The organism is Gilliamella sp. B2772 (assembly GCF_026536985.1).
Classification (GTDB): Bacteria; Pseudomonadota; Gammaproteobacteria; order Enterobacterales; family Orbaceae; genus Gilliamella; species Gilliamella apicola_E.
Genome location: NZ_JAFNNB010000002.1, coordinates 128,832 through 153,683 on the forward strand (window position 1 = coordinate 128,832; position 24,852 = coordinate 153,683).

At 34.9% G+C, this 24,852-nt stretch carries 22 protein-coding genes and 1 tRNA gene; 14 read left to right on the forward strand and 9 right to left on the reverse strand.

Annotated features, from left to right (window positions below):
* Positions 1 to 13: 13 nt before the first annotated feature.
* Positions 14 to 2,161, reverse strand: coding sequence for a bifunctional acyl-ACP--phospholipid O-acyltransferase/long-chain-fatty-acid--ACP ligase (aas, locus tag J3T98_RS05820; RefSeq protein WP_267362364.1), 2,148 nt, complete (start codon positions 2,159 to 2,161; stop codon positions 14 to 16).
* Between the two features lie 177 nt (positions 2,162 to 2,338).
* On the opposite strand from aas, the gene J3T98_RS05825 reads away from it, so the two are divergent.
* Positions 2,339 to 3,313, forward strand: a complete 975-nt coding sequence (locus tag J3T98_RS05825) for a hypothetical protein (protein WP_267362366.1) — start codon at positions 2,339 to 2,341, stop codon at positions 3,311 to 3,313.
* 144 nt (positions 3,314 to 3,457) lie between these two features.
* Here the strand turns inward: J3T98_RS05825 and gpsA are convergent, their stop codons facing one another.
* Genes gpsA through J3T98_RS05840 form a run of 3 tightly spaced genes read right to left on the reverse strand, consistent with a single transcriptional unit; the run spans position 3,458 to position 5,439 of the window.
* Positions 3,458 to 4,477, reverse strand: coding sequence for an NAD(P)H-dependent glycerol-3-phosphate dehydrogenase (gene gpsA / locus J3T98_RS05830; protein ID WP_267362367.1), 1,020 nt, complete (start codon positions 4,475 to 4,477; stop codon positions 3,458 to 3,460).
* A 25-nt stretch (positions 4,478 to 4,502) separates the two neighbouring features.
* Entirely contained in the window at positions 4,503 to 4,973 is a 471-nt protein-coding gene (gene secB / locus J3T98_RS05835) for a protein-export chaperone SecB (RefSeq protein WP_065563714.1), read from the reverse strand.
* Positions 4,974 to 4,998: 25 nt separating this feature from the next.
* On the reverse strand, positions 4,999 to 5,439 hold the full coding sequence (locus J3T98_RS05840) for a rhodanese-like domain-containing protein (RefSeq protein ID WP_065563713.1): 441 nt from the start codon (positions 5,437 to 5,439) through the stop codon (positions 4,999 to 5,001).
* 130 nt (positions 5,440 to 5,569) lie between these two features.
* Here J3T98_RS05840 and J3T98_RS05845 point away from each other — a divergent pair, with 130 nt between their 5' ends.
* From J3T98_RS05845 to fruA, 12 genes are all read left to right on the forward strand, one after another.
* Entirely contained in the window at positions 5,570 to 6,073 is a 504-nt protein-coding gene (locus tag J3T98_RS05845; RefSeq protein ID WP_267362368.1) for a DUF4952 domain-containing protein, read from the forward strand.
* Positions 6,074 to 6,342: 269 nt separating this feature from the next.
* Positions 6,343 to 7,752: a glutamate--ammonia ligase gene (glnA, locus tag J3T98_RS05850; protein WP_065563711.1), complete on the forward strand. Its 1,410-nt coding sequence runs from the start codon at positions 6,343 to 6,345 to the stop codon at positions 7,750 to 7,752.
* 76 nt (positions 7,753 to 7,828) lie between these two features.
* Complete coding sequence (gene glnL / locus J3T98_RS05855; protein WP_267362369.1) at positions 7,829 to 8,878, forward strand: nitrogen regulation protein NR(II); 1,050 nt, start codon at positions 7,829 to 7,831, stop codon at positions 8,876 to 8,878.
* 11 nt (positions 8,879 to 8,889) lie between these two features.
* A complete protein-coding gene (gene glnG / locus J3T98_RS05860; protein ID WP_267362370.1) occupies positions 8,890 to 10,323 on the forward strand; it encodes a nitrogen regulation protein NR(I) in 1,434 nt (477 codons plus the stop codon).
* Between the two features lie 200 nt (positions 10,324 to 10,523).
* On the forward strand, positions 10,524 to 11,480 hold the full coding sequence (locus J3T98_RS05865; RefSeq protein WP_267338792.1) for a siderophore ABC transporter substrate-binding protein: 957 nt from the start codon (positions 10,524 to 10,526) through the stop codon (positions 11,478 to 11,480).
* Between the two features lie 8 nt (positions 11,481 to 11,488).
* Entirely contained in the window at positions 11,489 to 12,448 is a 960-nt protein-coding gene (locus J3T98_RS05870) for an ABC transporter permease (RefSeq protein ID WP_267362371.1), read from the forward strand.
* A complete protein-coding gene (locus J3T98_RS05875) occupies positions 12,438 to 13,409 on the forward strand; it encodes an iron chelate uptake ABC transporter family permease subunit (protein ID WP_267357100.1) in 972 nt (323 codons plus the stop codon). Before J3T98_RS05870 ends, J3T98_RS05875 begins: the two co-directional genes overlap by 11 nt.
* Positions 13,406 to 14,161, forward strand: a complete 756-nt coding sequence (locus J3T98_RS05880) for an ABC transporter ATP-binding protein (protein WP_220225631.1) — start codon at positions 13,406 to 13,408, stop codon at positions 14,159 to 14,161. Before J3T98_RS05875 ends, J3T98_RS05880 begins: the two co-directional genes overlap by 4 nt.
* Positions 14,162 to 14,306: 145 nt before the next feature.
* Complete coding sequence (gene cra / locus J3T98_RS05885) at positions 14,307 to 15,344, forward strand: catabolite repressor/activator (RefSeq protein WP_220225632.1); 1,038 nt, start codon at positions 14,307 to 14,309, stop codon at positions 15,342 to 15,344.
* A 189-nt stretch (positions 15,345 to 15,533) separates the two neighbouring features.
* Positions 15,534 to 16,730 (forward strand): fused PTS fructose transporter subunit IIA/HPr protein, encoded by a 1,197-nt coding sequence (gene fruB / locus J3T98_RS05890; RefSeq protein ID WP_220225633.1) that lies wholly within the window; start codon positions 15,534 to 15,536, stop codon positions 16,728 to 16,730.
* Positions 16,731 to 16,732: 2 nt separating this feature from the next.
* Positions 16,733 to 17,668 (forward strand): 1-phosphofructokinase, encoded by a 936-nt coding sequence (gene fruK / locus J3T98_RS05895; RefSeq protein WP_065735134.1) that lies wholly within the window; start codon positions 16,733 to 16,735, stop codon positions 17,666 to 17,668.
* Between the two features lie 8 nt (positions 17,669 to 17,676).
* Positions 17,677 to 19,419: a PTS fructose transporter subunit IIBC gene (fruA, locus tag J3T98_RS05900; RefSeq protein ID WP_267362372.1), complete on the forward strand. Its 1,743-nt coding sequence runs from the start codon at positions 17,677 to 17,679 to the stop codon at positions 19,417 to 19,419.
* 52 nt (positions 19,420 to 19,471) lie between these two features.
* Here fruA and J3T98_RS05905 read toward each other — a convergent pair whose 3' ends face one another.
* Positions 19,472 to 20,044 (reverse strand): TIGR00730 family Rossman fold protein, encoded by a 573-nt coding sequence (locus J3T98_RS05905; protein ID WP_267362373.1) that lies wholly within the window; start codon positions 20,042 to 20,044, stop codon positions 19,472 to 19,474.
* 142 nt (positions 20,045 to 20,186) lie between these two features.
* Between J3T98_RS05905 and J3T98_RS05910 the strand changes: the two genes are divergently transcribed.
* Positions 20,187 to 20,262: transfer RNA gene (locus J3T98_RS05910), tRNA-Asn, on the forward strand.
* A gap of 288 nt (positions 20,263 to 20,550) precedes the next feature.
* Here the strand turns inward: J3T98_RS05910 and J3T98_RS05915 are convergent.
* The 4 genes from J3T98_RS05915 to J3T98_RS05930 all read right to left on the reverse strand — a co-directional run bounded on the left by J3T98_RS05915 (position 20,551) and on the right by J3T98_RS05930 (position 24,840).
* The gene (locus tag J3T98_RS05915; protein WP_267362375.1) at positions 20,551 to 22,221 is read right to left on the reverse strand and encodes a toxin-antitoxin system YwqK family antitoxin; all 1,671 of its coding nucleotides are present in this window, start codon (positions 22,219 to 22,221) and stop codon (positions 20,551 to 20,553) included.
* Between the two features lie 123 nt (positions 22,222 to 22,344).
* A complete protein-coding gene (locus J3T98_RS05920; RefSeq protein ID WP_267362376.1) occupies positions 22,345 to 22,755 on the reverse strand; it encodes an N-acetylmuramoyl-L-alanine amidase in 411 nt (136 codons plus the stop codon).
* A 358-nt stretch (positions 22,756 to 23,113) separates the two neighbouring features.
* Positions 23,114 to 23,671, reverse strand: a complete 558-nt coding sequence (locus J3T98_RS05925) for a hypothetical protein (RefSeq protein WP_267362377.1) — start codon at positions 23,669 to 23,671, stop codon at positions 23,114 to 23,116.
* 167 nt (positions 23,672 to 23,838) lie between these two features.
* Positions 23,839 to 24,840 carry a hypothetical protein gene (locus J3T98_RS05930; RefSeq protein ID WP_065735138.1) on the reverse strand — a complete coding sequence of 334 codons (1,002 nt, stop codon included), beginning with the start codon at positions 24,838 to 24,840 and terminating at the stop codon, positions 23,839 to 23,841.
* Positions 24,841 to 24,852 lie beyond the last annotated feature (12 nt).

Sequence of the window (24,852 nt, forward strand, 5' to 3'; positions counted from 1 at the left end):
TGAATCCTTGCTATTATTCATTTTCATCAGCCATTTTGCGTAGCGTAATAAAATCGATTTTGCCAGTACCAAGCAATGGTAATTCTTTAACCACACGAATATCTCTAGGAATGGCTAATGCAGGAATACCTAAATCTTGTGCTGCCTGATTAAGCTGTTCTCGAGTTAATGTAGTTGAAGTAGTAAATAGCACAAGCGCTTCACCTTTAGCGGCGTCAGCTTTTACTGTAGCGCCATGCATGGCATCAGGATCAACTTTTCTAGCTAGCGCTTCAACACTTTCCAGTGAAACCATTTCGCCTGCAATTTTAGCAAAGCGTTTCAGTCGCCCTTTAATTGTCAAAAACTCATCTTTATCAATATCTACGATATCGCCAGTATCATACCAGCCTTTTTCTGCATTACCATTTTCATCAACGGCAACAGGCTCTTCAAGTACACCGGGTTTTTCAACTCGTAAATAACCTTTCATTACGTTAGGTCCTTTAAGCTGTAATTCCCCGCCATTGGTAATCCCTGGGATAGGTATTAATCTTGATTGCATACCTGGCAATAGCCGACCAACAGTTCCTGCCTTAAATGCCATTGGCACGTTAAGGGCAACAACTGGCGCACATTCGGTTACGCCATAACCTTCTAAAATTCGAATGCCATATTTATCTTTCCACTGTTCTCGCACCGCTTCGGAAAGTTTTTCAGCGCCGGCAACCACATAACGTAATCGCATAAAATCATAAGGATGAGCGTAGCGAGCATAATTGGCTAAAAATGTTGGTGTGCCAAATAACACGGTACAGTTTTGGTCATAAATGATTTCTGGCACCATACGATAATGTAATGGGTTCGGATATAAAAAGGTACGACTTCCAGAAAACAACGGTAAAAATAAGCCGGCAGTAATACCAAAAGCATGGAATAATGGCAATGCGGACATAAAACGGTCAGCCGGTGTCGGATCGATAACGGTACGAATCTGTTCAACATTTGCCAATAAACTACCATGGCTGTGCACTACACCTTTAGGATTGCCTTCTGAGCCTGATGTAAATAACACTAAAGCTTCGTCATCACTTGATTGTTGTCGTTTCACTAAACGTGGAATGTATTGATGAAGTGCAACATAAAGTTTATCAACAAAAGTCAAACTACTACGCAAGTCCTCAAGGAAATACCAATTTACGTCCTTAATTTCTTCTAATAGATAATCAAGCTTACCTTTTTGAATAAATTTGCGTGAAGTAATGATCGTTTTTATTTCAGCCGCAGTAATTGCACAGGTTAACCCTTTAGTTCCTGCTGTATAATTAAGCATGGCTGGAATACGATTTTTGACTGATAGACCAAAAATAGTTGCAACAGTAATCGTTGCATTAGGGAGCAATAAACCAACTCTTTCTTTTTGTTTGGTAATCTTAGAAATTATGCAACTAACACCGATAATTTGCTTAAGCAAGTTTCGATAGGAAGCTTCGTGAGTGGTAGGATCTTGAACCATTCGCGATTTTACCCCATAGCGAACTTGGGCTTCGAGCAACGCTTCAAAAAGTGTCAATTTTGGTCGGCTTGCCATTCTGGCATTCATCATAATTTGATGTAATTTTTCACCAGCAATATATCGTCGTTCACTTGCTTTTGGTGCATCAGGCATTGGGATTGATGTTGGTTCCAATACATGAATTGTAATTTTAGGAAATAGATGACGTTTAAATAAGCCTTTTAAACGGCTAGTCAACGTAAATTCTGCACCTTCAATCCAGACAGGTACAATCGTTGCTTGAGAACGAGCAGCAACAAATGCTGCACCGTCATAAATCTTCATTAATGAGCCGGTTATGGTAATTCGACCTTCCGGGAAAATAACAATTGGTCGTCCTTTTTCAATTTCACGAACTAACCTTTTAATCGCCATTGGACTTAATGGATCCATTGGCACAAAATCAACGTAACGTTTGGCTAAACGGACTAGCCAATGATCAATGTAGCCTGCGTAGATAGCAAATACTGGTTTAACTGGTAAAAATACGCCGATTAAAATGCCGTCTAGGAAGGAAACATGATTAGGTGTGATAAGTAATCTGTCTTGTTTTAAATTATTGAGATTCCCTTGAATCTTTACATGAAATAAAATTTTTAGAAAAAACTTTAATATTTTAAATAACATCTGATTTCTCAATTTCCGTACAAAATTGTACTTTGTAATAATAATGAAAATAAATTAAATATACAAGAAAGCGAAAATTATCTATTTATATTAAACAAGAGTATTTAATTTTTTGTTGGTAAGATTAAATAATGGATAATAAATAATATGAAAATAAATATTAAATAAGGAATCGAAATGTTAATTTTAACTGCCCAAGATATTCAACAATTCTATACTATGAAAGATGCCGTTGCAGCGGATAAACAAGCACTGAAAATCTATACTCAAGGTAATAGTGAAGTTCCATTACGCATCAACTTTGACATGCAAAAAGGGCAATGTTTGATTATGCCTGCTCATATAAAAGAAAATGATGTGGTTGGCTTGAAAATTGTCTCGGTTTTTCCTGATAACCCGAAACTTGGTAAGCCATCTGTTCCCGCGCAAGTGTTTATGATCGATCCGTTAACAGGTGAAGTTTGTGCGATGTTAGATGGCACATTTGTGACCCAATTACGCACAGGCGCGGTACAAGGTGCAGCTACCGATTTATTAGCCAGAAAAGATGTTAAACGAGCCGTATTAATTGGTACTGGTGGACAAGCTGCTTCACAGTTAGAAGCGATGTTAACCGTCCGTCAATTGACTGATGTGGCGATCTTTGGGCTTGATGTCAATAAAGGCAAGCAATTTACTGAAGAGATGAAGAAACGATTCGCACTTTTTTCCGCTAACCTCTATTTCTCGAACGATTTAGATGAAGATATTCGCCAAGCAGATATCATTACCTCAGTCACCACATCAAAAGTTGTGACCTTCAATGGCGATTTGGTTAAACCAGGAACACATATCAATGGAGTAGGTGCTTACACACCAGAAATGCACGAAATACCAAGTAATATTGTTAAAAATGCTGATATTCGCGTACTTGATACCAAAGATGGTGTATTTGCTGAGGCGGGTGATATTATCGATCCAATTAATCAACATTTAGTTACAAAACAAGATTTTTATGAATTAGGTGATTTAGTTATTGATCCACAAAAATGTCGCCAAAACGATCAGCAAATCACGTTATTTAAAAGTGTGGGAACGGCAGTTTTAGATGTCTATGTTGGTTATGATATTTACCAGAAAGCCAAGGAAAAGGGACTAGGAATGAGTGTTTAAAACGCATCCCAAAAACGCCACGACATATCAAAAAAAGTTGAGGAGTGGGGTTTTTTGAGATCTTAAATCGATGTTAATCATGTTCTTATTAAATCGAGTTAATCACTGAATCAAAAAAAGTTGAGGAGCGGGGTTTTTAAAGATCTAAGACTCGCTTTTTAACTCTTGTTTTTGTGAGCGACCCAATAATGACATGGCTGCAAGTTTTGGATCTTTATGTTCGTAAAGCACTTTATAGATTTGTTCTGTGATAGGCATATCAACATGATATTTTTGAGCTAATGCCCAAACTTCTTTAGTATTTCGGCAACCCTCAACCACTTGAGCAATAATATCTTGTGCTTCTTGAATGGATTTGTTTTGACCTAGTAAAATACCAAATCGACGATTTCGGGACTGATTATCTGTACAAGTAAGTACCAAATCGCCTAAACCAGCCATCCCCATAAACGTGGCAGGATTGGCACCAAGAGCTTCGCCTAATCGCATCATTTCGGCAAGTCCGCGGGTTATTAAAGCTGTTCTCGCATTAGCACCAAAACCCAGCCCATCGGACAAACCAGCACCAATTGCAATAACATTTTTTACCGCGCCACCAAGTTGAACGCCAATAAAGTCTTTACTGCTATAAACGCGGAATGATTTACTACAATGAAATAAATTTTGGAGTTCAGTTAAAAATTGATCATCGGTTGAGGCAACGGTTACTGCTGTTGGTAAGCCTGATGCAACTTCTTTAGCGAAAGTAGGACCTGAAATAACCGCTAATGGGATTTTATCACCCAATACTTCTCTGGCAACATCTTGTAATAGTCGACCGGTATCGACTTCAAGTCCTTTGGTTGCCCAAACAATTTTGCTATCTTTTCTTAAAAATGGTTTGATTTGTTTAAGAATGCTACCAAATGCGTGGCTTGGAACAACAATTAATAAAATTGGTGAAGCTGAAACGGCAGTTTTAAGATCCGCTTCAACTTGAAGTTGGTCAGGAAAAGAAATATCCGGTAAAAATTGTCTATTTTGTCTATCATGTTGCAAAATAGCCATTTTATCTGGGTTATGTCCCCATAATAAAGTTGAGTGGCCATTTCGTGCCAGTAATATTGCCAGCGAGGTCCCATAAGAACCTGCGCCAATCACTGTCACTGCTGCATTTTTATTCATAAACATAGACTTTATTAACTAGTAATTACTGTAAAGTTTCAGTCGATTCGGTTTTAGCTTCTTGCTGTTGCAAATAGCTAATGAATAAAGCTTCAAAATTTACAGGTTCTAAATTAAGTTGTGGGAAAGTTCCTTTATTTACTAAGCTTGAAATAACTTCACGCGCATAAGGGAATAAAATATTAGGACAATAAGCACCTACACAATGTTGAATTTGAGCATCGTCAAATCCGATAAGCGAGAAAATACCTGACTGAGTCACCTCACAAATATATACAACTTCTTCTTGTTGTTTTACTGTTACTGTGACACGTAAAGAAACTTCATGCACACCTTCACTCAACGCTTGTGATGATGAATTTAGTTCTAAATTCATTTCTGGTTGCCATTGTTTTGTGAAAATTTCTGGAACGTTGTTTGTTTCAAATGAAACATCTTTGGTATAAATGCGTTGAATAGCAAATTGTGTTTCAGGTGTATTGTTTTGTTCTGTCATGATAAAACCTTATTTTAATATTATATTATTTTCTAACTAATGGTAAGTTTTCGCCGTTCCATCCAGCAATACCATCTTTTAATGTAAATACATGCAAAAAGCCCTGTTTGACTAATACTTCACCAATGCTTGCTGATGTTAAACCATTATCATCAACCACGATGATAATATCTTCTTTAAATTTTTCAATGGTTTTTGCGCTAGCATTTTTAATGTCAACGGGTAAAATGTTGTGAGATTCAGTAATATGCCCTTTTTTGAAACTATCTGCTGAGCGAATATCGACAATAACTGCGTTTTGTTTGTTGATCATACTAATTGCTTGCGCGTTATTAATTATTTTCACTTTTGATAATTTACTTTTCACGGTCATTACAATGATTGCGACGAATAACACAATCCAACCTAATGAAAGTAAAAGGTGATTTTGGATAAAAGGTATAATTTCGATTGTAACAAAGTCCATACTTTTATGATTACCTAGTATTATTAAAAATAGGTTAAGATTATAACGATATTGTCTACTGAAATATAGACCTAAAGGGAGAAATCTTATTTTAAGCTAATAAGATTTAAAAGTTTTAAGGATTGAAACTATGTTATTTAAAAGATTTATTTTGTTGCCATTCATTTTCGTTACTTTAATTTCGTCAGCATTAGCAGAATCAAATAATCTTAATACTGACGAAATACTAAGCCTAGAGGAACTAAAGGAAGACAGTCAATCTAGTTCATTACGGTTTGATCCGAATCTAACTTGTCGAGACTTTTTCCATGAAATTGATCCAAATGCCCCTGATTTTTTTCAATATGAAAAGTGTAGGACAACCGACTATGGGCAAACATGGCCTATTGAGGTTATTTATAAAGTTGAAGGTAAATATGCTAAGCAAGCTCATGAATATTTAATTAAGACTATGGGAATGGGCGATTTGAAATTCGTATGTTGTTATTGGGAACAACTAAAACCAGTAGCAATTTTCAATCCAAAAGATAATGTATCATATGAGGCTACATTTATTTCAGAAGAAACCCTAAAAAAGGATTGGGATAAAACAACCTTTTATTTAATAATAACAGGTCATCGAAAAGAATGGTAGCTCATTCAAAAGAGCTAACAAATTAACTTTTCATTAATGGCACCAAAATGTAACGCAAGTAGCAGTATGTTACATTTCGGTGCATTATTTTGGTGCTTTATGCATTATTTTGGTGCATTAATGTTAATTTTTGCTATTATCTAACCAGTAAAAACCGTTCAAAAATAGTGGTTAAAAAATTGGCATCAAATTTGCATATAATTTAATAAATAGGCAAATATGCCTTTGAACTGAACATTTATTTTATATGTCCTCAATGGAGAAGCTACATGTCTACACAAAAAGTTTTTACACTAATAAAAGAAAACGATGTTAAATTTGTTGATTTACGTTTTACTGATACTAAAGGTAAAGAACAACACGTTACCATTCCTGTTAGTCAAATTGACGCAGATTTTTTTGAAGATGGTAAGATGTTTGATGGCTCTTCAATTGCAGGTTGGAAGGGTATTAATGAATCAGATATGGTGTTAATGCCAGATGCATCAAGTGCCGTGATTGACCCATTTTTTGAAGATGTGACATTGAATATTCGTTGTGACGTTTTAGAGCCAGCGACATTACAAGGCTATGATCGTGACCCGCGCTCAATTGCTAAACGTGCTGAAGAGTTTTTAAAATCATCAGGCATTGCTGATACTGTTATTTTTGGGCCTGAACCAGAGTTCTTCCTATTTGATGATGTGCGTTTTGGAACGCCGATGTCAGGTAGTTTTGTTCATATCGATGATATTGAAGCTGCTTGGAACTCAGGTACTAAATACGAAGAAGGTAACAAAGGTCACCGCCCAGGTGTAAAAGGTGGTTACTTCCCGCTTCCTCCTGTTGATTCTTCACAAGATATCCGTTCTGAAATGTGTTTAATTATGGAGCAACTAGGTTTAGTTGTTGAAGCTCATCACCATGAAGTTGCAACTGCTGGTCAAAATGAGATTGCTTGCCGTTTCAATACATTAACTAAAAAAGCTGACGAAGTGCAAATCTATAAATATGTAGTACAAAATGTTGCACATGCTTATGGTAAAACCGCGACATTTATGCCAAAACCAATGTTTGGTGATAACGGTTCTGGTATGCACTGCCATCAATCACTTGCTAAAGATGGTGTGAACCTTTTTGCTGGTGATAAATATGCTGGCCTTTCTGAAATGGCTTTATTCTATATCGGTGGTATTATCAAACACGCTAAAGCAATTAATGCTTTTGCTAATCCAGCAACAAACTCTTATAAACGTTTAGTACCGGGTTATGAAGCACCCGTTATGCTTGCATATTCTGCTCGTAACCGTTCTGCATCAATTCGTATCCCTGTTGTTACTAGTCCTAAGGCTCGTCGTATCGAAGTTCGTTTCCCAGATCCAGCTGGTAACCCATACTTATCATTTGCTGCACAGTTAATGGCTGGTTTAGATGGTATTATCAATAAGATTCATCCGGGCGATGCGATGGATAAAAACTTATATGACTTACCACCAGAAGAGTCTAAATTAATTCCACAAGTTGCAGGTTCACTTGAAGAAGCGTTAAATGCTTTAGATGCGGATCGTGAATTCTTAACTCGTGGTAATGTGTTTACTAATGACACTATCGATGCTTATATCGATTTAAAACGCCAAGATGTTGATCGTGTACGCATGACTCCACATCCGGTTGAATTTGAATTGTATTACAGCCTATAAGTCATTATTTTATTATTTAACGTTTTAACCACCGCTATTTGGCGGTGGTATCTAAAATGAGAACGGAGTGCTTACGATGACATTTGATAATGAATCTGATGCGAATCTTGTTCTCGACTCTATGATAACCAATATTTTATTACTTGATAAAAAGCTCAATATTCTTTATGCCAATACTGCGGCACAACAATTACTAGCCCAAAGTTCTAAAAAAATATTAGAAAGTTGTCTTCCTGATTTGTTAGGGTATTTTTCGTTAGACCTTGATTTAATGCAAAATGCCTTAGATCAAAACCAAGGTTTTACCGATAGTGAAGTAAATTTAGTGATAAATAATGAACTACATATTTTATCATTGACGGCACAACTGCTTGCTAATGGCCATATTTTAATAGAAATGGCACCACTTAATAGCCATAAAAAACTAAGCCAAGAACAATTACAACAAGCTCAACAAAATGCAGCACGTGAGCTAGTCCGCGGACTTGCCCATGAAATTAAAAACCCATTAGGTGGGCTTAGAGGTGCAGCGCAGCTATTATCACGTGAACTGCCTAAAAATGAGTTGCAAGACTATACACAAATTATTATTGAACAAGCAGATAGATTAAGGAATCTTGTTGATAGGTTATTAGGCCCACAACAACGTTTACAACAAAAACAGCAGAATATTCACCAAGCTATTGAGCGAATTTATGCGCTTTTAAGTTTAGAAAAGCCGTCAAACGTAACGATTATACGTGATTATGATCCTAGTCTGCCTGAATTAGTGCATGACTCTGAACAGATTGAACAGGTAGTTTTAAATATCATTCGTAATGCGATACAAGCGATTGGTTCGAAAACAGGCTATATCACAATAAGAACGCGAACGGCATTTCAGGTTACTTTGCATGGTCAGCGTTACCGACTTTGTGCTCGCATCGATATTGAAGATAATGGACCTGGCGTTCCAGTGCATATTCAAGATACGTTGTTTTATCCGATGGTGAGTGGTTATGAAGGTGGTAATGGTATCGGTTTGTCGATTGCTCATAATATTATCGATCAGCACCATGGAAAAATTGAGTTTAATAGTTGGCCAGGCCACACAGAGTTTTCTATCTATCTGCCCATCAAACAATGAGGTTAATTGAAATGAATGTTTGGATTGTTGATGATGATAGTTCGATTAGATGGGTGTTAGAAAAAGCACTTACTAATGCTCATTTTAATTGCATCAGTTTTTCAAGTGGTCAAGATGTGATTGATGCTTTAGTGAATCACCCACAAAAGCCAGCCGTCATTTTATCTGACATAAAAATGCCTGGAATTGATGGTTTATCTTTACTTAATTATATTAAAGAGCAAATGCCCAATTTGCCTGTGATTATTATGACGGCGCATTCCGATCTTGATGCCGCTGTTAATGCTTACCAAAAAGGTGCTTATGATTATATTCCTAAGCCTTTTGATGTTGATGAAGTTATTCAACTGGTGGAACGAGCTATTTTACAAACTCAAAGCAATAAACCGAGCAGTCCTTCTAGCAGTAAAGCTTCTACTGGTATTATCGGTGAAGCTCCATCAATGCAGGAAGTGTTTCGTATTATTGGGCGACTTTCAAAATCATCTATTAGTGTGCTGATTAACGGCGAATCAGGAACTGGTAAAGAGTTAGTTGCTAAAGCATTGCATACCCATAGTCCACGTTCTCAGTCACCTTTTATTGCACTGAATATGGCTGCCATTCCAAAAGATCTGATTGAATCTGAATTGTTTGGTCATGAAAAAGGCGCATTCACTGGTGCAGCCCAAATAAGGCATGGGCGTTTTGAGCAGGCCAACGGTGGTACGCTATTTTTGGATGAAATTGGCGATATGCCGTTAGATGTGCAGACGAGATTATTAAGAGTGCTTGCCGATGGTCAATTTTATCGGATCGGTGGTTATTCACCGGTTAAAGTTGATGTTCGTATTATTGCCGCAACCCATCAAGATCTTCAAGCGAGAGTAAGAGAAGGTAAGTTTAGAGAAGATTTATTCCATCGCTTAAATGTTATTCGTATTTTATTACCGCCATTACGAGATAGAGCACAAGATATTCCAAAACTGGCTGAACATTTTTTACGTACTACTGCCAAAGAGTTAGGCGTCGAAAGTAAAGTGCTGAGTCCTGAAGCACTTAATTTATTATGTATGTTTAATTGGCCGGGCAATGTTAGGCAATTGGAAAATGTTTGTCGTTGGGTGACTGTAATGTCGTCAAATAATGAAATTTTTGTTCAAGATTTACCTCCAGAACTTTTACAGTTATCGGTGCCCGCTACATCTGTTAATTATGACGTTAATACCCATCCTCAGCCGTTAACAGATTGGAAAACGATGCTCGAACAGTGGGCTAAGCAAGCATTATTAGCGGGCCAAACAGGGATATTGACACAAACCGTTAGTGAAGTTGAACGGATTTTATTGAAATCCGCACTTAATTTTACTCGTGGTCACAAACAAGATGCTGCCAACCTTTTAGGTTGGGGACGAAATACGTTAACCAGAAAGCTTAAAGAATTATCCGAAGATTCCAATTATTAATTGACGTAGAATTGATCAATAATCAGCCTTTAATTTAATATTATTGGCTGATGTTTTTATAAGCTTATTAATTATTGATTTTTTTGTTTATCAAAGTTCATTGAACACTTATTTATTTTTAGTTACAATTCAGCCTAAATGATAATCATTCTATTTATCATTTACGCGCTTTTGAACTAAGCTAATAATTAGGAGTTACAATGTTTTCATCTATCAAATTTAAATTTTTAGTATTACTAACCGCTTTATTTGCTTTGGTTGGTTGTGATGATAAAAAAGAAGCACCTGCCGCTAATAAAACATCAATTGTTGTTGAACATGCTCAAGGTAAAACAGAGGTTCCTGAAAATCCGAAAAAAGTAGTCGTATTTAATACTGCAACACTTGATATTATTGATGCATTAAATATTCCCGTTACAGCAGTTCCTCAATCTGATGTGCATTTTCCCGAGTTCTTATCTAAATATGCTGATAAAACTTATACCAATGTCGGCACATTATTTGAACCAAATTATGAAGTATTAAGTTCATTACAACCTGATGTGATTATTGCAGGTGGTCGGGCCAATGATGTATATAAAAAATTAAGTGATATTGCGCCGACAATTTCGCTTGATATTGATCCTAATAATTTTGTGGCTAGTTTGACGCAGCGTACTGAGCAGTTAGGTAATATTTTTGGTAAACAAGCAGAAGCTAAAAAACTAATTGCTGATTTTAATCAAAAAATTGATAGCTTAAAATCAAAAACTAGCACTGCTGGAACGGCTTTAGTGATTATGGTTAATGGCGGCAAAATGTCTGCATATGGCCCTAAATCACGTTTTGGTTTTATTTTTGATGTATTAGGTTTTAAACCTGCAACAACATTCCAAGAAGCAGGACGTCATGGTAATGCAGTAACTTCTGAATTTGTATTAAGTGTTAATCCACAATGGATATTTGTGCTTGATAGAGATAACGCAATTGGTAATAAAGAAGCACAATCTGCACAACAGGTTTTAAATAACGAATTAATTCAAAAAACCGATGCATGGCAACAAAACCATATTGTTTATTTAGATTCTACTTCTATGTATATCTCTGGTGGTATTCAAACTTATAGTCGTTTGATGGATCAAATAAGTGATGTTTTACAAAAATCATCAGCAAATTAATATAAATCATGTCTAAAACGGTTTACTTTATTGCAGGCATTGTTTTTTTATTCGCAATGGCTGCATTAAGCCTTTTTATTGGTGCTGGGCATGTTACGTTAGCTGATTTATGGTCTGACAGTAATATGCGACAAATCTTTTTTGTTAGTCGAGTACCTAGAACAGTGGCACTATTATTAGCTGGCAGCGCGATGAGTGTTGCTGGTTTAATTATGCAACTCCTTACCCAAAATCGTTTTGTGGAACCGTCGTTAGTAGGTACAACTCAGTCGGCTAGTCTTGGTTTATTAGTGATGATGGTGCTTGCGCCTGGTGCAAGTGTGATGATGAAAATGGTGGTTGCCAGCTTATTTGCTATGGCGGGCACTATGTTATTTATGTTCATTTCTCGCAAGATTATTTATAAATCTGCCCTGATGGTGCCTCTTATTGGGATTATGCTTAGTGCGGTAATTAGTGCCATTTGTACTTTTTTTGCGATGTATTTTGACCTATTACAATCACTTGGTGGTTGGGAGTCAGGAGACTTTTCCGGAATCTTGCAAGGTCGTTATGAGTTATTATGGTTAGTTGGAGGTATTACTCTACTCGCTTGTTGGAGTGCAGATCGGTTCACTGTTGCCGGTTTAGGTAGAGACTTTTCGGTTAATGTTGGGCTTAATTATAATCGAGTCATGTTAATTGGTCTTGTTGTGATTGCTTTGATAGGTGGAATAGTCGTTGTGGTGGTTGGTGTATTGCCATTTTTAGGACTGATTGTTCCCAATATTGTCAGTTTATTATTTGGTGATAATGTTAGAAAAACGATTCCTTGGATCTGTTTATTAGGCAGTGGGCTTGTTTTGCTATGTGATATTATTGGACGCGTTATCCGTTATCCATTTGAAATACCAGCCAGTGTCATTCTTGGTGTAGTAGGGGCTATTATTTTTTTAGTATTGTTGAGTAAAAAATGTCATGCTAGTTAATCAAAAACGCCATATTTCTAGCCGAAAAACAGTATGGTTATTACTTGGTATTGCTGTGCTTTGTGTTGTTTTTTTCATGACATTTAATTTAAAAGGCAACATCAGCTACATTTTGACACATCGGACTTGGATTGTATTAACGATGATTTTAGTTGCTTTTTCGGCGGCAACGTCAACATTACTTTTCCAAACTGTTACGAATAATCGAATTTTAACACCTTCAATAATGGGGTTTGAATCACTGTTTGTGTTGATTCAAACAGTGGTAATATTTTTTATTGATGTCCAAGGTATCCCTTATATTGGTATTGTCGGTAAATTTATCTTTGAGTCATTACTATTAATTTTATTTTCTCTATTTTTGTATCGAGGATTATTCAACAAACTTAAACAAAATCTTCATTTAGTTTTATTAATTGGGATTATTCTAGGAACGCTGTTCCGTAGTTTTTCCAATTTATTACAACGTCTAATGGCGCCGACTGAATTTGCTGTATTACAAAGTCGAATTTTTGCAACATTTACTCGAGCTGAACCCGTACTAATTGTCTTTTCATTAGTTATTTCGAGCATAATTGGTCTATTTTTATGGCGAATGCGTTTTCGGTTTGATGTACTAGCATTAGGTCGTGATAATGCGATTAATCTTGGTATCGATTATCAAAAAAGTGTCACCATTATTTTATTATTAGTTTCGGTATTAGTGTCAATATCGACCGCATTAGTTGGTCCATTTACGTTTTTAGGCTTACTTATTGCAAATTTAGCTTACAGTATTAGTGGTTCCAGCCAACATCGCTTTTTATTGCCAACCGCATTTTTATTAGGAATTATTTTCCTTGTTGGTGGGCAAATGTTTTTAGAGCATGTTTTAAACATGGTTGGTGCATTATCTATTGTAATTGAGTTTATTGGTGGTTCGCTGTTTATCTTCTTATTATTGAAAAAGGTTCCAATGTGATAGAAATTGATAATATTAGTAAAAAATATCAAACCATATCTGTATTAAAAAATGTGAATGCGACCATATCACAAGGTGGAGTGACAGCTATCATAGGTCCTAATGGTGCAGGTAAATCGACATTATTATCAATTATTAGTCGTCTATTACTGGCTGATGAAGGACAAGTAAAAATACAAAGTATGGACGTGGTTAATACGCCAAGTGACAAACTTGCCACCTACTTATCGGTATTGAGGCAAGAAAACCGTTTTACTAGCAGATTAACTGTTTTTGAATTAGTAGGATTTGGACGTTATCCTTATTCAAAAGGGCGATTAAATAAAGATGACTTAGCACATATCCATCGAGCACTGGAATTTTTAAATTTAACTGAGTATAAAGATCGGTTTTTAGATGAACTTTCTGGCGGGCAACGACAACGTGCTTATGTTGCTATGGTGCTTTGTCAAGATACTGAGTATGTTTTGCTTGATGAACCGCTAAACAATCTTGATATGAAACACGCAGTTTCGATGATGAAACAGTTACGCCGAGCGGCCGATGAGCTCGGTAAAACGATTGTTATTGTTATCCATGATATCAATTTTGCCTCAGTTTATTCTGATTATATTTTAGCCATGAAAGATGGCCAACTTGTCTATCAAGGTAGTCCAAAAGAAATTATGAATTCAACTATTTTAGAAGATATATTTGATACGCCAGTAAAAATAGAAACGATCCATAACCAAAACATTGCTATTTATTATTAATAAAAGATTTTTTAACTAAAAGGGTTTAGATTCACACTAAATCCTTTTTTTCTTATAATTCGTTAAGTTTAAATGATAAGTTCTGTTTACATTTAATTTGTGTTCAGTTTAAATAACTGATGAATTTTTTTATTGAGATATATTCATGAAATTAGAACAAATTGCACTGTTAGCTGGCGTTTCAAGAACGACAGCCAGCTATGTAATAAATGGTAAAGCTAAACACTACCGAGTTAGTGATAAAACCATTGCTAAAGTGATGGCAGTAGTGAAAGAATATAATTACCAACCCAATGCTGTAGCAGCAGGTCTAAGAGCGGGGAAAACACGTACTATTGGTATCATCATTCCAGACTTTGAAAATATAAGTTATACCCGAATTGCAAGTTACTTAGAGCAGTTGTTAAGAAAAGAAGGCTATCAATTATTGCTTTCTTGTTCTGAAGATAATCCGGAAATTGAAAAAGAGTGTGTAAAACATTTAAAACAACGCCGTGTAGATGCTTTAGTCATTTCTTCATCGTTTGTTAATGATTCTGATTATGCGTTTTACAACGGTTGGCAAAATAGTGATACTCCTTTGTTTGCATTAGACAGAACACTCTCAACATCTGAATTTAGGAATGTTGTTGGATCTGACAAAGAAGATTCTAAAATGCTAGCTCAAGCTTTTAATCAATTTGTTGATGGAACAGTCGCTTATATTGGTGCATTACCTAACTTGTCTGTTAGCCAGCTACGAATGGAGGGTTTTAAGGAAGTTGCTCTAAATCATAGCAATAAAGTTGATTTTTTGTGTGCAAATAATTATAGTCGTCGCGATGCAGAGGTTACTTTTAGTCAATGGTTGGCAAATAATGATTTACCAAACGGCATTTTTTCCACTTCTTTTTCTTTATTACAAGGCACCATTGATGCAATTCTGAAAAAGTTTGGTCGTTTACCGGATAATCTAACAATTGCCACCTTTGGTGATAATGAGTTACTCGATTTTTTACCGTGTAAATTGATTGCGTTATCTCAAGATCATAAATCAGTATCAGAAGTAACCATTGAATTATTATTAAATAGTTTGCATAAAAAGAACTATCAACCAGGAACAACAGTCATACCGCGACGTTTAATTTATCGAGGTAGCCTGAGTCGAGAAAAATTGCTAAAAAGTCAAATTAAATCGTCATAGAGCTAAAAAGATTTACTCAAAAAGCTGATCTAGATCACATTTTAGGAATTAATAGATATAATTTATTTGATAATTAGGACGTTTATATTCATTATCGCTGAAACGATTCAATCATGATTCAATAACGATTATGGGATTGCTGAGTTGTTTTTAGTACATCCAATATTATAACCCAGAGGTATTTATTATATGTTTCATTTAGTTAAAGAAGATATCCATTTAAATGAACAAGCAACCAACAAAAGTGAGGCAATTAAAAAGATTGCAGCCGCATTAACTAGCGCTGGTTATGTTGAAGAAGGCTACGTTGATGGTATGCTTGAACGTGAAAGTCAAGCTGCAACTTATTTAGGTATTGGTATTGCTATACCTCATGGCACACCTAAAACTCGCCACTTAGTTAAAAAAACTGGGGTTCAAGTTTTTTGTTTTCCTCAAGGCGTAGAGTGGGGTGATGATGGCGAAAAAGCTTATCTAGCTATTGGTATCGCTGCGAGTTCTGATGAGCATTTAGAATTACTTCGCCAATTAACTCATGTACTTGGTGCTGATGGTGTTGAAGAGCGAATCAAAAAAATCCAAACTGCCGATGAAGCTTTAGCTATTTTAACTGGCAAAGAAAGTGTAGAAGATAGTCAATTTGTAATTGATGAATCCTCATTATTATTGGATATACAAGCTGATAGCTTAACTACATTACAAGCTTTAAATGCTTCACGTTTAAAACAACACGATGCGGTTAATGTCAGCTTTATTACGAACGTACTTGATAATAAACCAAGTTATTTAGGTAATGGGGTATGGTTAAGTGACAGCCGCGAAGGCAATTTAAAAAATGCGATTGCTATTAGCCGTACGGTGAATGATCTTAATCAAGATGGCAAACCAGTTAAGCTTCTTATTACTATTTCAGCTGTTGATGATTCAGTTACAGCTATCGTGAATAACATTGCATCATTAGCTTATAACCAAAAATTAGCATTATTAATTTCTGCAAAAAGTGATGATTTTAATAATCTACTCCTTTCAGGGGATCATTCTGTATCATCTGAAACATCAGAAAATGTAACACCTAATGATTCATCAAACAGTGGTGCTAATGGTGAAGAATTAAGCAGAGTATTTGTTATTCCAAATGAAAATGGCTTACACACTCGTCCATCATCAGTTCTTGTCAAATTAGTTAAAGAGTTCAATAGCAAAGTGACGGTAGCTAATCTAGATGGTAAAAACGAGCCAGTGAGTGCAACTAGTTTAATGAAAATTGTTGCGTTAGGTGCGAAAAAAGGTAGCCGTTTACAATTTACTGCTGTTGGTAATGATGCAGAACAAGTATTAGATGCAATCGGTAAAGCAATTGAAAGTGGTTTAGGAGAGGGTGCTTAATCATGACTTATCGTGTTGCAACGATCACTTTAAATCCTGCTTATGATTTATTAGGTTTTTGTCCAAAAGTTGAGCTTGGTGATGTTAACTTAGTTCAAACTAACGCTTTGCTTGCTGCGGGTAAAGGTATCAATGTTGCCAAAGTATTATCTGATCTTGGTATTAAATTAACCGTGGGTGGTTTTTTAGGTAAAGAGAATCGTGATGGTTTTAATTTACTTTTTAAATCTCTGAATGTTGAAGATAAATTCCAGACCGTTGATGGTCGTACCCGAATTAACGTTAAACTCACTGAAGAAAATAGTGAAGTCACTGACCTAAATTTTTCAGGTTTCACGATTAACGATCAAGATTGGCAAACTTTCGTTTCCAATTCTTTAGAATGGTTGAAAGAGATAGATATGGTTGCCATTAGTGGTAGTTTACCTGCTGGAGTATCACTGGAAAAATTCACAGAATGGATGAAACAAGTTAAAGCAATTTGTCCTAAAGTAGTATTTGATAGTAGCCGTGATGCTTTAGTAGCAGGGCTTAAGGCCAACCCTTGGTTAATTAAACCAAATGATAAAGAACTGGAAATGTGGGTAGGCAGAAAACTATCCACATTATCAGAAATTAAAACAGCAGCCATGGAACTTATCGATGGTGGGGTAGAAAACGTAGTAATTTCACTGGGCAGCAAAGGTGCTTTGTGGGTAACTAAACGTGAAGCATGGTTAGCCAAACCACCTAAATGTAAAGTGGTTAGCACTGTTGGTGCTGGTGATTCAATGGTCGGTGGGTTAATGTATGGTTTATTAAATAATAAATCAATCAAAGACACCCTAGTATTTGCATCAAGTGTTGCCGCTTTATCTGTTGAACAAGCTGGTGTTGGTGTGTCAGACCGTCAAGCGGTTACCAACATGTCGGAAAAAATTGAAATAATCGCTGGATAGGAGTATTCATGAATATATACATTGTTGAAGGTAGCAATTCAGGCCCAGTTAATGGGCGATTAGCTAAAGCGGAATTAGCGTTAGCTGCTAATTCTTTAAATTTTAAAATTGTTGATAATGCAACATCAGCCGATACTATCATTTCGGTTGGTAGCGGTAATATTAGTGACAAATCAGTTATTGGCAAAAAAGTTTATGTTGTTAATGATATAAATGATGTTTTTGCTGATCCTAAAAAAATCTTAAATGATGCACAAAGTAAAGCAACTGTTTATGAACAATCGACTGGTGATACTAGCACTTCTGTGGCAAACAGTGGACAAAAACGTATTGTTGCGGTAACTGCTTGCCCAACAGGTGTTGCTCATACATTTATGGCAGCTGAAGCGATTGAAGAAGAAGCGAAAAAACGTGGTTGGTGGTGTAAAGTAGAAACTCGTGGTTCTGTTGGTGTTGGAAATGAATTAACACCAGAAGAGATTGCTTCTGCTGATGTAGTTATAGCTGCATGTGATATTGATGTTGATTTAAGCAAATTTGCTGGTAAAAAACTTTATCGTACCAAAACTGGTCCAGCTCTTAAAAAGACCGCTCAGGAATTAGATAAAGCGTTTGAAGAAGCAACAGTTTATCAACCGTCTGGTTCTACTTCTGTTGCAACATCAAGCAATGAAAAGAAAGGCTTTTATCAACATCTACTAACAGGTGTGTCTTACATGTTGCCAATGGTGGTTGCAGGTGGTTTGATCATTGCGCTTTCTTTTGCTTTTGGTCAGTTCCAAGAAGTATTAAAAACAGTTACTGTACTTGAAAATGGCGTACAAGTTGTTAAACAAACTCTTGTAAATGAGCTTGTTGGTGAACCTCATTTAGCTCAAATTGGTGGTTTAGCCTTCTCGTTAATGGTTCCATTGCTTGCTGGTTATATTGCTTACTCAATTGCTGATAGACCAGGGCTTGCTCCTGGCCTAGTTGGTGGTTTACTTGCAGTTTCAACTGGTGCAGGATTCTTAGGTGGTATTATCATTGGTTATTTTGCAGGTTATGTCGCATTAGCTATTACAAAATACTTACCATTACCAAAAAGTATGGAAGCATTGAAACCAATATTAATTGTGCCTTTACTTGCAACTTTAATTACTGGTCTTGTTATGCAATTTGTTGTTGGTACGCCAATCGCATGGTTAATGAAAATTATTACTGTATGGCTAAATACCATGAATGGTGCTAATGCTGTTATGTTAGGTGCATTATTAGGCGGTATGATGTGTACTGATATGGGTGGACCAATTAATAAAGTTGCTTATGCTTTTGGTACTGGTATGATTTCTTCACAAGTTTATGCACCTATGGCTGCAGTTATGGCGGGGGGAATGGTTCCTCCATTAGCGATGGGATTAGCTACTTTAATCGCTCGTAAAAAATTTGCTAAAGCAGAACAAGAAAGTGGTAAAGCATCTTTAGTTTTAGGTCTATGCTTTATCTCTGAAGGGGCAATTCCTTTTGCAGCGCGTGATCCATTACGTGTTATCCCTTGTTGTATTGTTGGTGGTGCAATCACTGGTGGTATGGCATTAGCATTTGGTTCAACGTTAATGACGCCACATGGTGGTTTATTTGCATTAGCAATCCCTGGCGTAGTTAAACCTGTTGGTGGATATATATTATCAATCGTTGCAGGCTCTGTAATTGCAGGTGTTGCTTACGCATTGATTAAGAAACCTGAATCACAAACAACAGCTATCGCATAATAATTATGCAACTAAAAACGCCATCAATTGATGGCGTTTTTTTTATATTAAATTATTTTTTTACCCAGCGTTGTAAGTCTTTTGGTATAAAGCTGTCCATTTTTTCTAACATTGAATCAGCAGTATCTGAGATAATTAATGTTTGATAAAAACTTTCTCGAATAAAACCTTCTTGTACTGCGTGCTTTAAGAAGTTCAGTAAAGGTTGCCAAAATTGGCTATTAAATAGTGCGACGGGTTTTTCATGATAACCAATTTGCATCCCTGTCCAAACTTCAAAAAGCTCTTCTAACGTGCCCGTTCCCCCTGGCATTGCAATAAATCCATCGGCAAGTTCAGTTAGTCTTGCTTTACGTTGATGCATATTTTCAACAACTTCTAATCGAGTAATACCAAGGTGTGCAGTTTCGGCTTTGACTAATTTTTCTGGAATGATGCCAATAACCTCGCCACCATGATCTAAAACGGAATTAGCAATTATGCCCATTAATCCTTTATTGCCTCCGCCATAGATTAATCGTCTATTTTGATTGGCAATAACCTTGCCTAATTGCATAGCCGCTGTACGATACTCTGGACGATTCCCTTCACTAGCACCACAAAAAACACAAATATTCTTTTTCATAAATTTTACTCTACTTGTTAATCTGTACTATTTTAGCATAGTATTCACGCTATTTGCTTACAAGCTGAGCAGTTAAACTTAATTAGTGTTTTATAGATTGACATAATCGTCATAGATAGTTAATATTCTGTCCGTCAAGTGTTCCTCCATAGTTCAGTCGGTAGAACGGCGGACTGTTAATCCGTATGTCACAGGTTCAAGTCCTGTTGGAGGAGCCAACTTTCCACTTCATCTCATATCTATACATCTCTATTTGTTTATAAATCAATAATGTCAAAATCAGATTGATGTAACAAATCATAAACAATTTGGTTGGGGTTGGCTGTATAGAAATCTACTAGTTCAATTTGATCCTTAGAGGATTTTATATTTTCTGTCGGAAGGCTTTCGTTTTCCATTATAGGATGATTAAGTTATTATTTATATTTTTTTAATTTATTGTTTACTTATCACCGTTCATTATTATGAGGGTGATAAGCAAAAAAAAGCAGTTTAAAATACTATCATTACTTCATTTCATCAATTTCATTATCCACAAATTTTCGTTCGACCAGCTCACCGTCTTTATAGGTTTCTGTGTACAAAAGTTTGCCTTTTTTAGCAGAAGATAGATCAGCAGATCCATCTGGCTTCTCTTGGTAATCTAATTCATAAAACTTCCAAATTCCAATCGGTAACCCTTTTTGGTAATTTGCTTCAAGGTAAGTATAACGGTAAGTATAATAACCATTCAGCTTCTTCTCAATCCATAAACCTTCGCGAGTATGGTTTTCGACTAATCCTTGCTCTTCTTCATTTTGGAAAAATCCGTTTTGGTCGTAATATCGAATAAATTTGCCTTCAGGCGAAATTTGGAATTTTTCATAACGGATAAAATGCGTATCCTCTTCATCTTCTTCAAAATATTTAATATGAATAATATTGTTCTTATCTATAAAAAATAATTTTCTATAACCATTAATTACCCATGATAAAGAATAATAAACATTTAATTTATCGATAGTGTTAGTACTATCTGTTGTGATTAAATCCATTCTAGAATAATTATAAGGCTCGTATTCACTATTATAAACTGGCTTGTCTTTATGTGTTGTATGAGAAGATGTTAATAGAAATAGATTTAGATTTTTATCATTAATATTTATTTTGCTTACTGGTGAAAGATAATTATCTTTTTTAATATTTTTATCAAAAAAATGTTGTAGTTTATCATAGTAAAGATTACTCATTTCAGATTCATAAAATCTGTCTTTAAGAATTGTTAATTGAGGGTTTAAATATAATTCTGGATATAAATAATCATTTGAATATTTACTCAAATAAAAAATTACTGAATCATAATTACGTTGTATCCTACTGTTATTCCTTTCAACTTTTTCTTGCCAAAATTGGGTTGTCCATTTCTTAGGAAAATGTGTTGATATCAGTTCTTCTTTACCAAAAGAAAGCTCGTTCGTATAGGGCAACTCACTATAAATATTTACTGAATAAGTATTATTCGGTATGGTGAAAAGCTCTTTTAACTCAGTCTCATATAAATCATCAAAATTGTAAATTTTCTTTGAAACAACTTTTCCATTCTTATATTGAGTTACGATTTTATAGTCTTTGCCTAATTCATCAGGATGATAATAGGTGGTTTCGATTAAATCGCCTTTTTCATCGTATGTTTTCCATAATCCTACAGGTATTGTGGTAGCATTATACATATCCATAAACCCTTCATATTGCTTAACGCCATTTTCAAAGTAAATAGTAGTGAGTTTGGGTAATTCTAAAGAGTCAGTAACTATTGTTTCTATAAGATTTATTTGTCCATTAGGATAATAAATAACATATAATACATCTCCTTTTTTAACTTCATCTCTTACATAGCGGATGAATTTTAGTTTTCCATTTGGGTAAAATCCTTGAGCAGAAATGCCGTCTGGTTTATATGATGACATATAATACACAGATTCTAATTGACCGCCTTGAGTATAGTAAGTTTTTATATAATCCGCTGCTTTATTGCCATTGATATAATATTCATACCGTAGAAAACCCTCCGGTGTATTGGATTCTTTAATTCGTACTGAATTTGAAGGGGGAGCTTCGGAAATCTTTTTTTCTTCAATGCGTTGAACACATGCCAAAATGCCAACAAAAAAAATAGACACTATTAGTAATTTTTTCATTTTATTCTTAAAAATGTTTATCAATGTTAATTTCTAACCCTTGAGCAAGTTGCTCTGCTATTAAGTCCATATTGTCCTAAATACTTTTTGCATCTTTAGGGTGTGTAATATAACCAAGCTCGATTAAAACTTTATCTTTCGTTTGATTTTTCCCCCAAGAACTCCTACATTATTTCTAGCATCAGGGTGTTTCTTTCCTATACTGACAACAGTATAACAACTAAAAATATCATTAGCTAATTCTAGCCCTTTTTTATCTCCTTCATAATAGATAACATGCGCGCCGGAAGTAAAATTGGTTAAGCCATCTGCATGAATAGAAATAAAATAATCCGCTTTGTTGTTATTAGCTATATCACAGCGAAAATAGATCGCTTCTTTATTATTGGCAACTTTAACAACGTTTTTACTATTTCCTTGGTATAGGTAATGGAGCCCTCTACTGTGTATTCTATTTCTGTTTTTTCTTCTCCATTGACTAAAAAGGAACCGGGTTATTTGAATACAGGTTTTGGGTAGTATCGGTATTTTCAATTTCCCTAAGACTGAGCACTAATTTACCTTTTCGGGGAGTACCGTAACATTTGGCAACCAGATAAATTTTGTCACCCCAAGAGGCTTGATTTAATTTTAAATAGGTATATTCATTAGGTTTATTCGCGGCATTTATTTTTTTGCAAAATAGGCATCCGCTACATTAATATGAAAATCAGATTAATGTAACAAATCATAGACAATTTGATTGGGGTTGGCTGAATAGGAATCGGTTTGAGGTTGTAATACCTTGTTGTCGGGTTGATTGGGTTATGATTGTTTATTGTCCGGCTAGGTTGCTCTTTTTTCCATTTTGGGTTGTAGACTTATTTTTTGTTTATGTATCTAACTTTTAATATTACTTATTTTTAACGTTGAAACATTTAGGATCATTAATTGAATCTATGATTAAATTAATTTCCTTTCCTTTCTTTCTTGACATACTATATTTACAGATTTGAATAGTATTTCCTGATTGGATTTGTTCCATGGATATTAATTCTAATAAGTTGTTTTTATCCTTTTCAAAAATGAATTTATCAACCGTTAAATGTCTGGTTTCTTGTATAATTTCTAAGGTATATTCTTTTTTACTTACTTTTGTCAAAGTAAATGTTAAATCATTTCTATCACCATAGTTACTAATTAATAATTTATAGTTTTCTTTAAATTTTATATTTCCTTGTTCTATTTGAATTATAAAATGATCATAAGGTTGATCCGATACTAAATTTTTATGGAGTTCCCCTGCATTATCAAATTGAATATGAAAAATATTATTTTTAATAATATCAGCTTCGCTCTCATCTTGAATCTTTTGTTTACTATAAACATTTTTAACTTGTCCTTGACAAGAAAAAGTTAATATCATTATTAGAATAAAAAAGATTCCTTTATTTTTTATTAATACACTCATTATATTTTATTATACCTTTTAATATTTCTGTAAACTTCTTTCTTCTTCTAAACCATTGGGGACTTTTAAATTTCATTAATTGCTCATGATACCAATAAAATTTGTATGATTAATAGATAAATTAAATCAAAAATAATTATATTATACTAAGCGTGTTTAACATCGTCCTATTTTTCAAACTCACCGATTAATAACCTTCCTCCTCCGTCATCACTCTCATTTTTATCATAAAATGTGGCATCTAACATGATAAACTTATCCTTATAAAATCCGACAGGTCTAGAGGCAATAAAAAAGCCCTTAAACTCTTTTTCATACCATGTTTTACCATAATCATACGAATATCGGAAAATAGGATAAAGGGCTGAAGTAAGTTTATAATCGCATGCAAAATTTTTATAGCGATAATATCTACTTCTATCCCCTTTTTCGAAAGTATATAAAAGCTCTTCTTTATTATTATAATAAGAACCTCCACCTTTAGACTTATTTTCATTGAATTTAGTAAAAAAATATTCACCATCCTTATAAGTCAGCACATCATAATCATTGTGTAATTGCTGTATAACCGTTTTTGTATTATTTTTGGGGTCGTAGCGAATGAGTTGTTTGGCATCGAGAATAAGTAATGTATCATCAGCAGTAACCCAAAAAGAACGGTTGTTTAATTCGTAGGGTAAAGGATAGTGTTCCTCTCGATTCAATAAATTAACCAGTTTTAATGCCTTGTTATGGGAATACACGGCATATTTTCCATTAAAATTATAATAGGAGATATCAGCTTCAGAATCATATTCATCTATTTTAACGATTTTTAAGCTGTTGTTATCTAAAAGATACATGGAATTTTTTTTACTGTTGTCTGGTAATCTACTTTGAGCTTTTATTAATGAATAATCATTGCTGGGATAAATCCATCTCATATCTTGTTCAGGAAGCGTTAACTCTTGATAACTTTTGCCCCGATCTTTCGATATAAGTATTACTGCTTGATCTCCTATTTGGCTTGAATCTAAATCGTTAAGATCTTTACTTCCGATTAAGATAATGGTGTTTTCATTAGGGGCTATAAAATCTTCAAAACGAAAAGCAGACATCGGATCTAAGACAGTTGCTTGGTCGGTTAATTGGTATAATTGATTAAAATCGTATTTGGCTATCCATTTCATATTTCCTTGTTT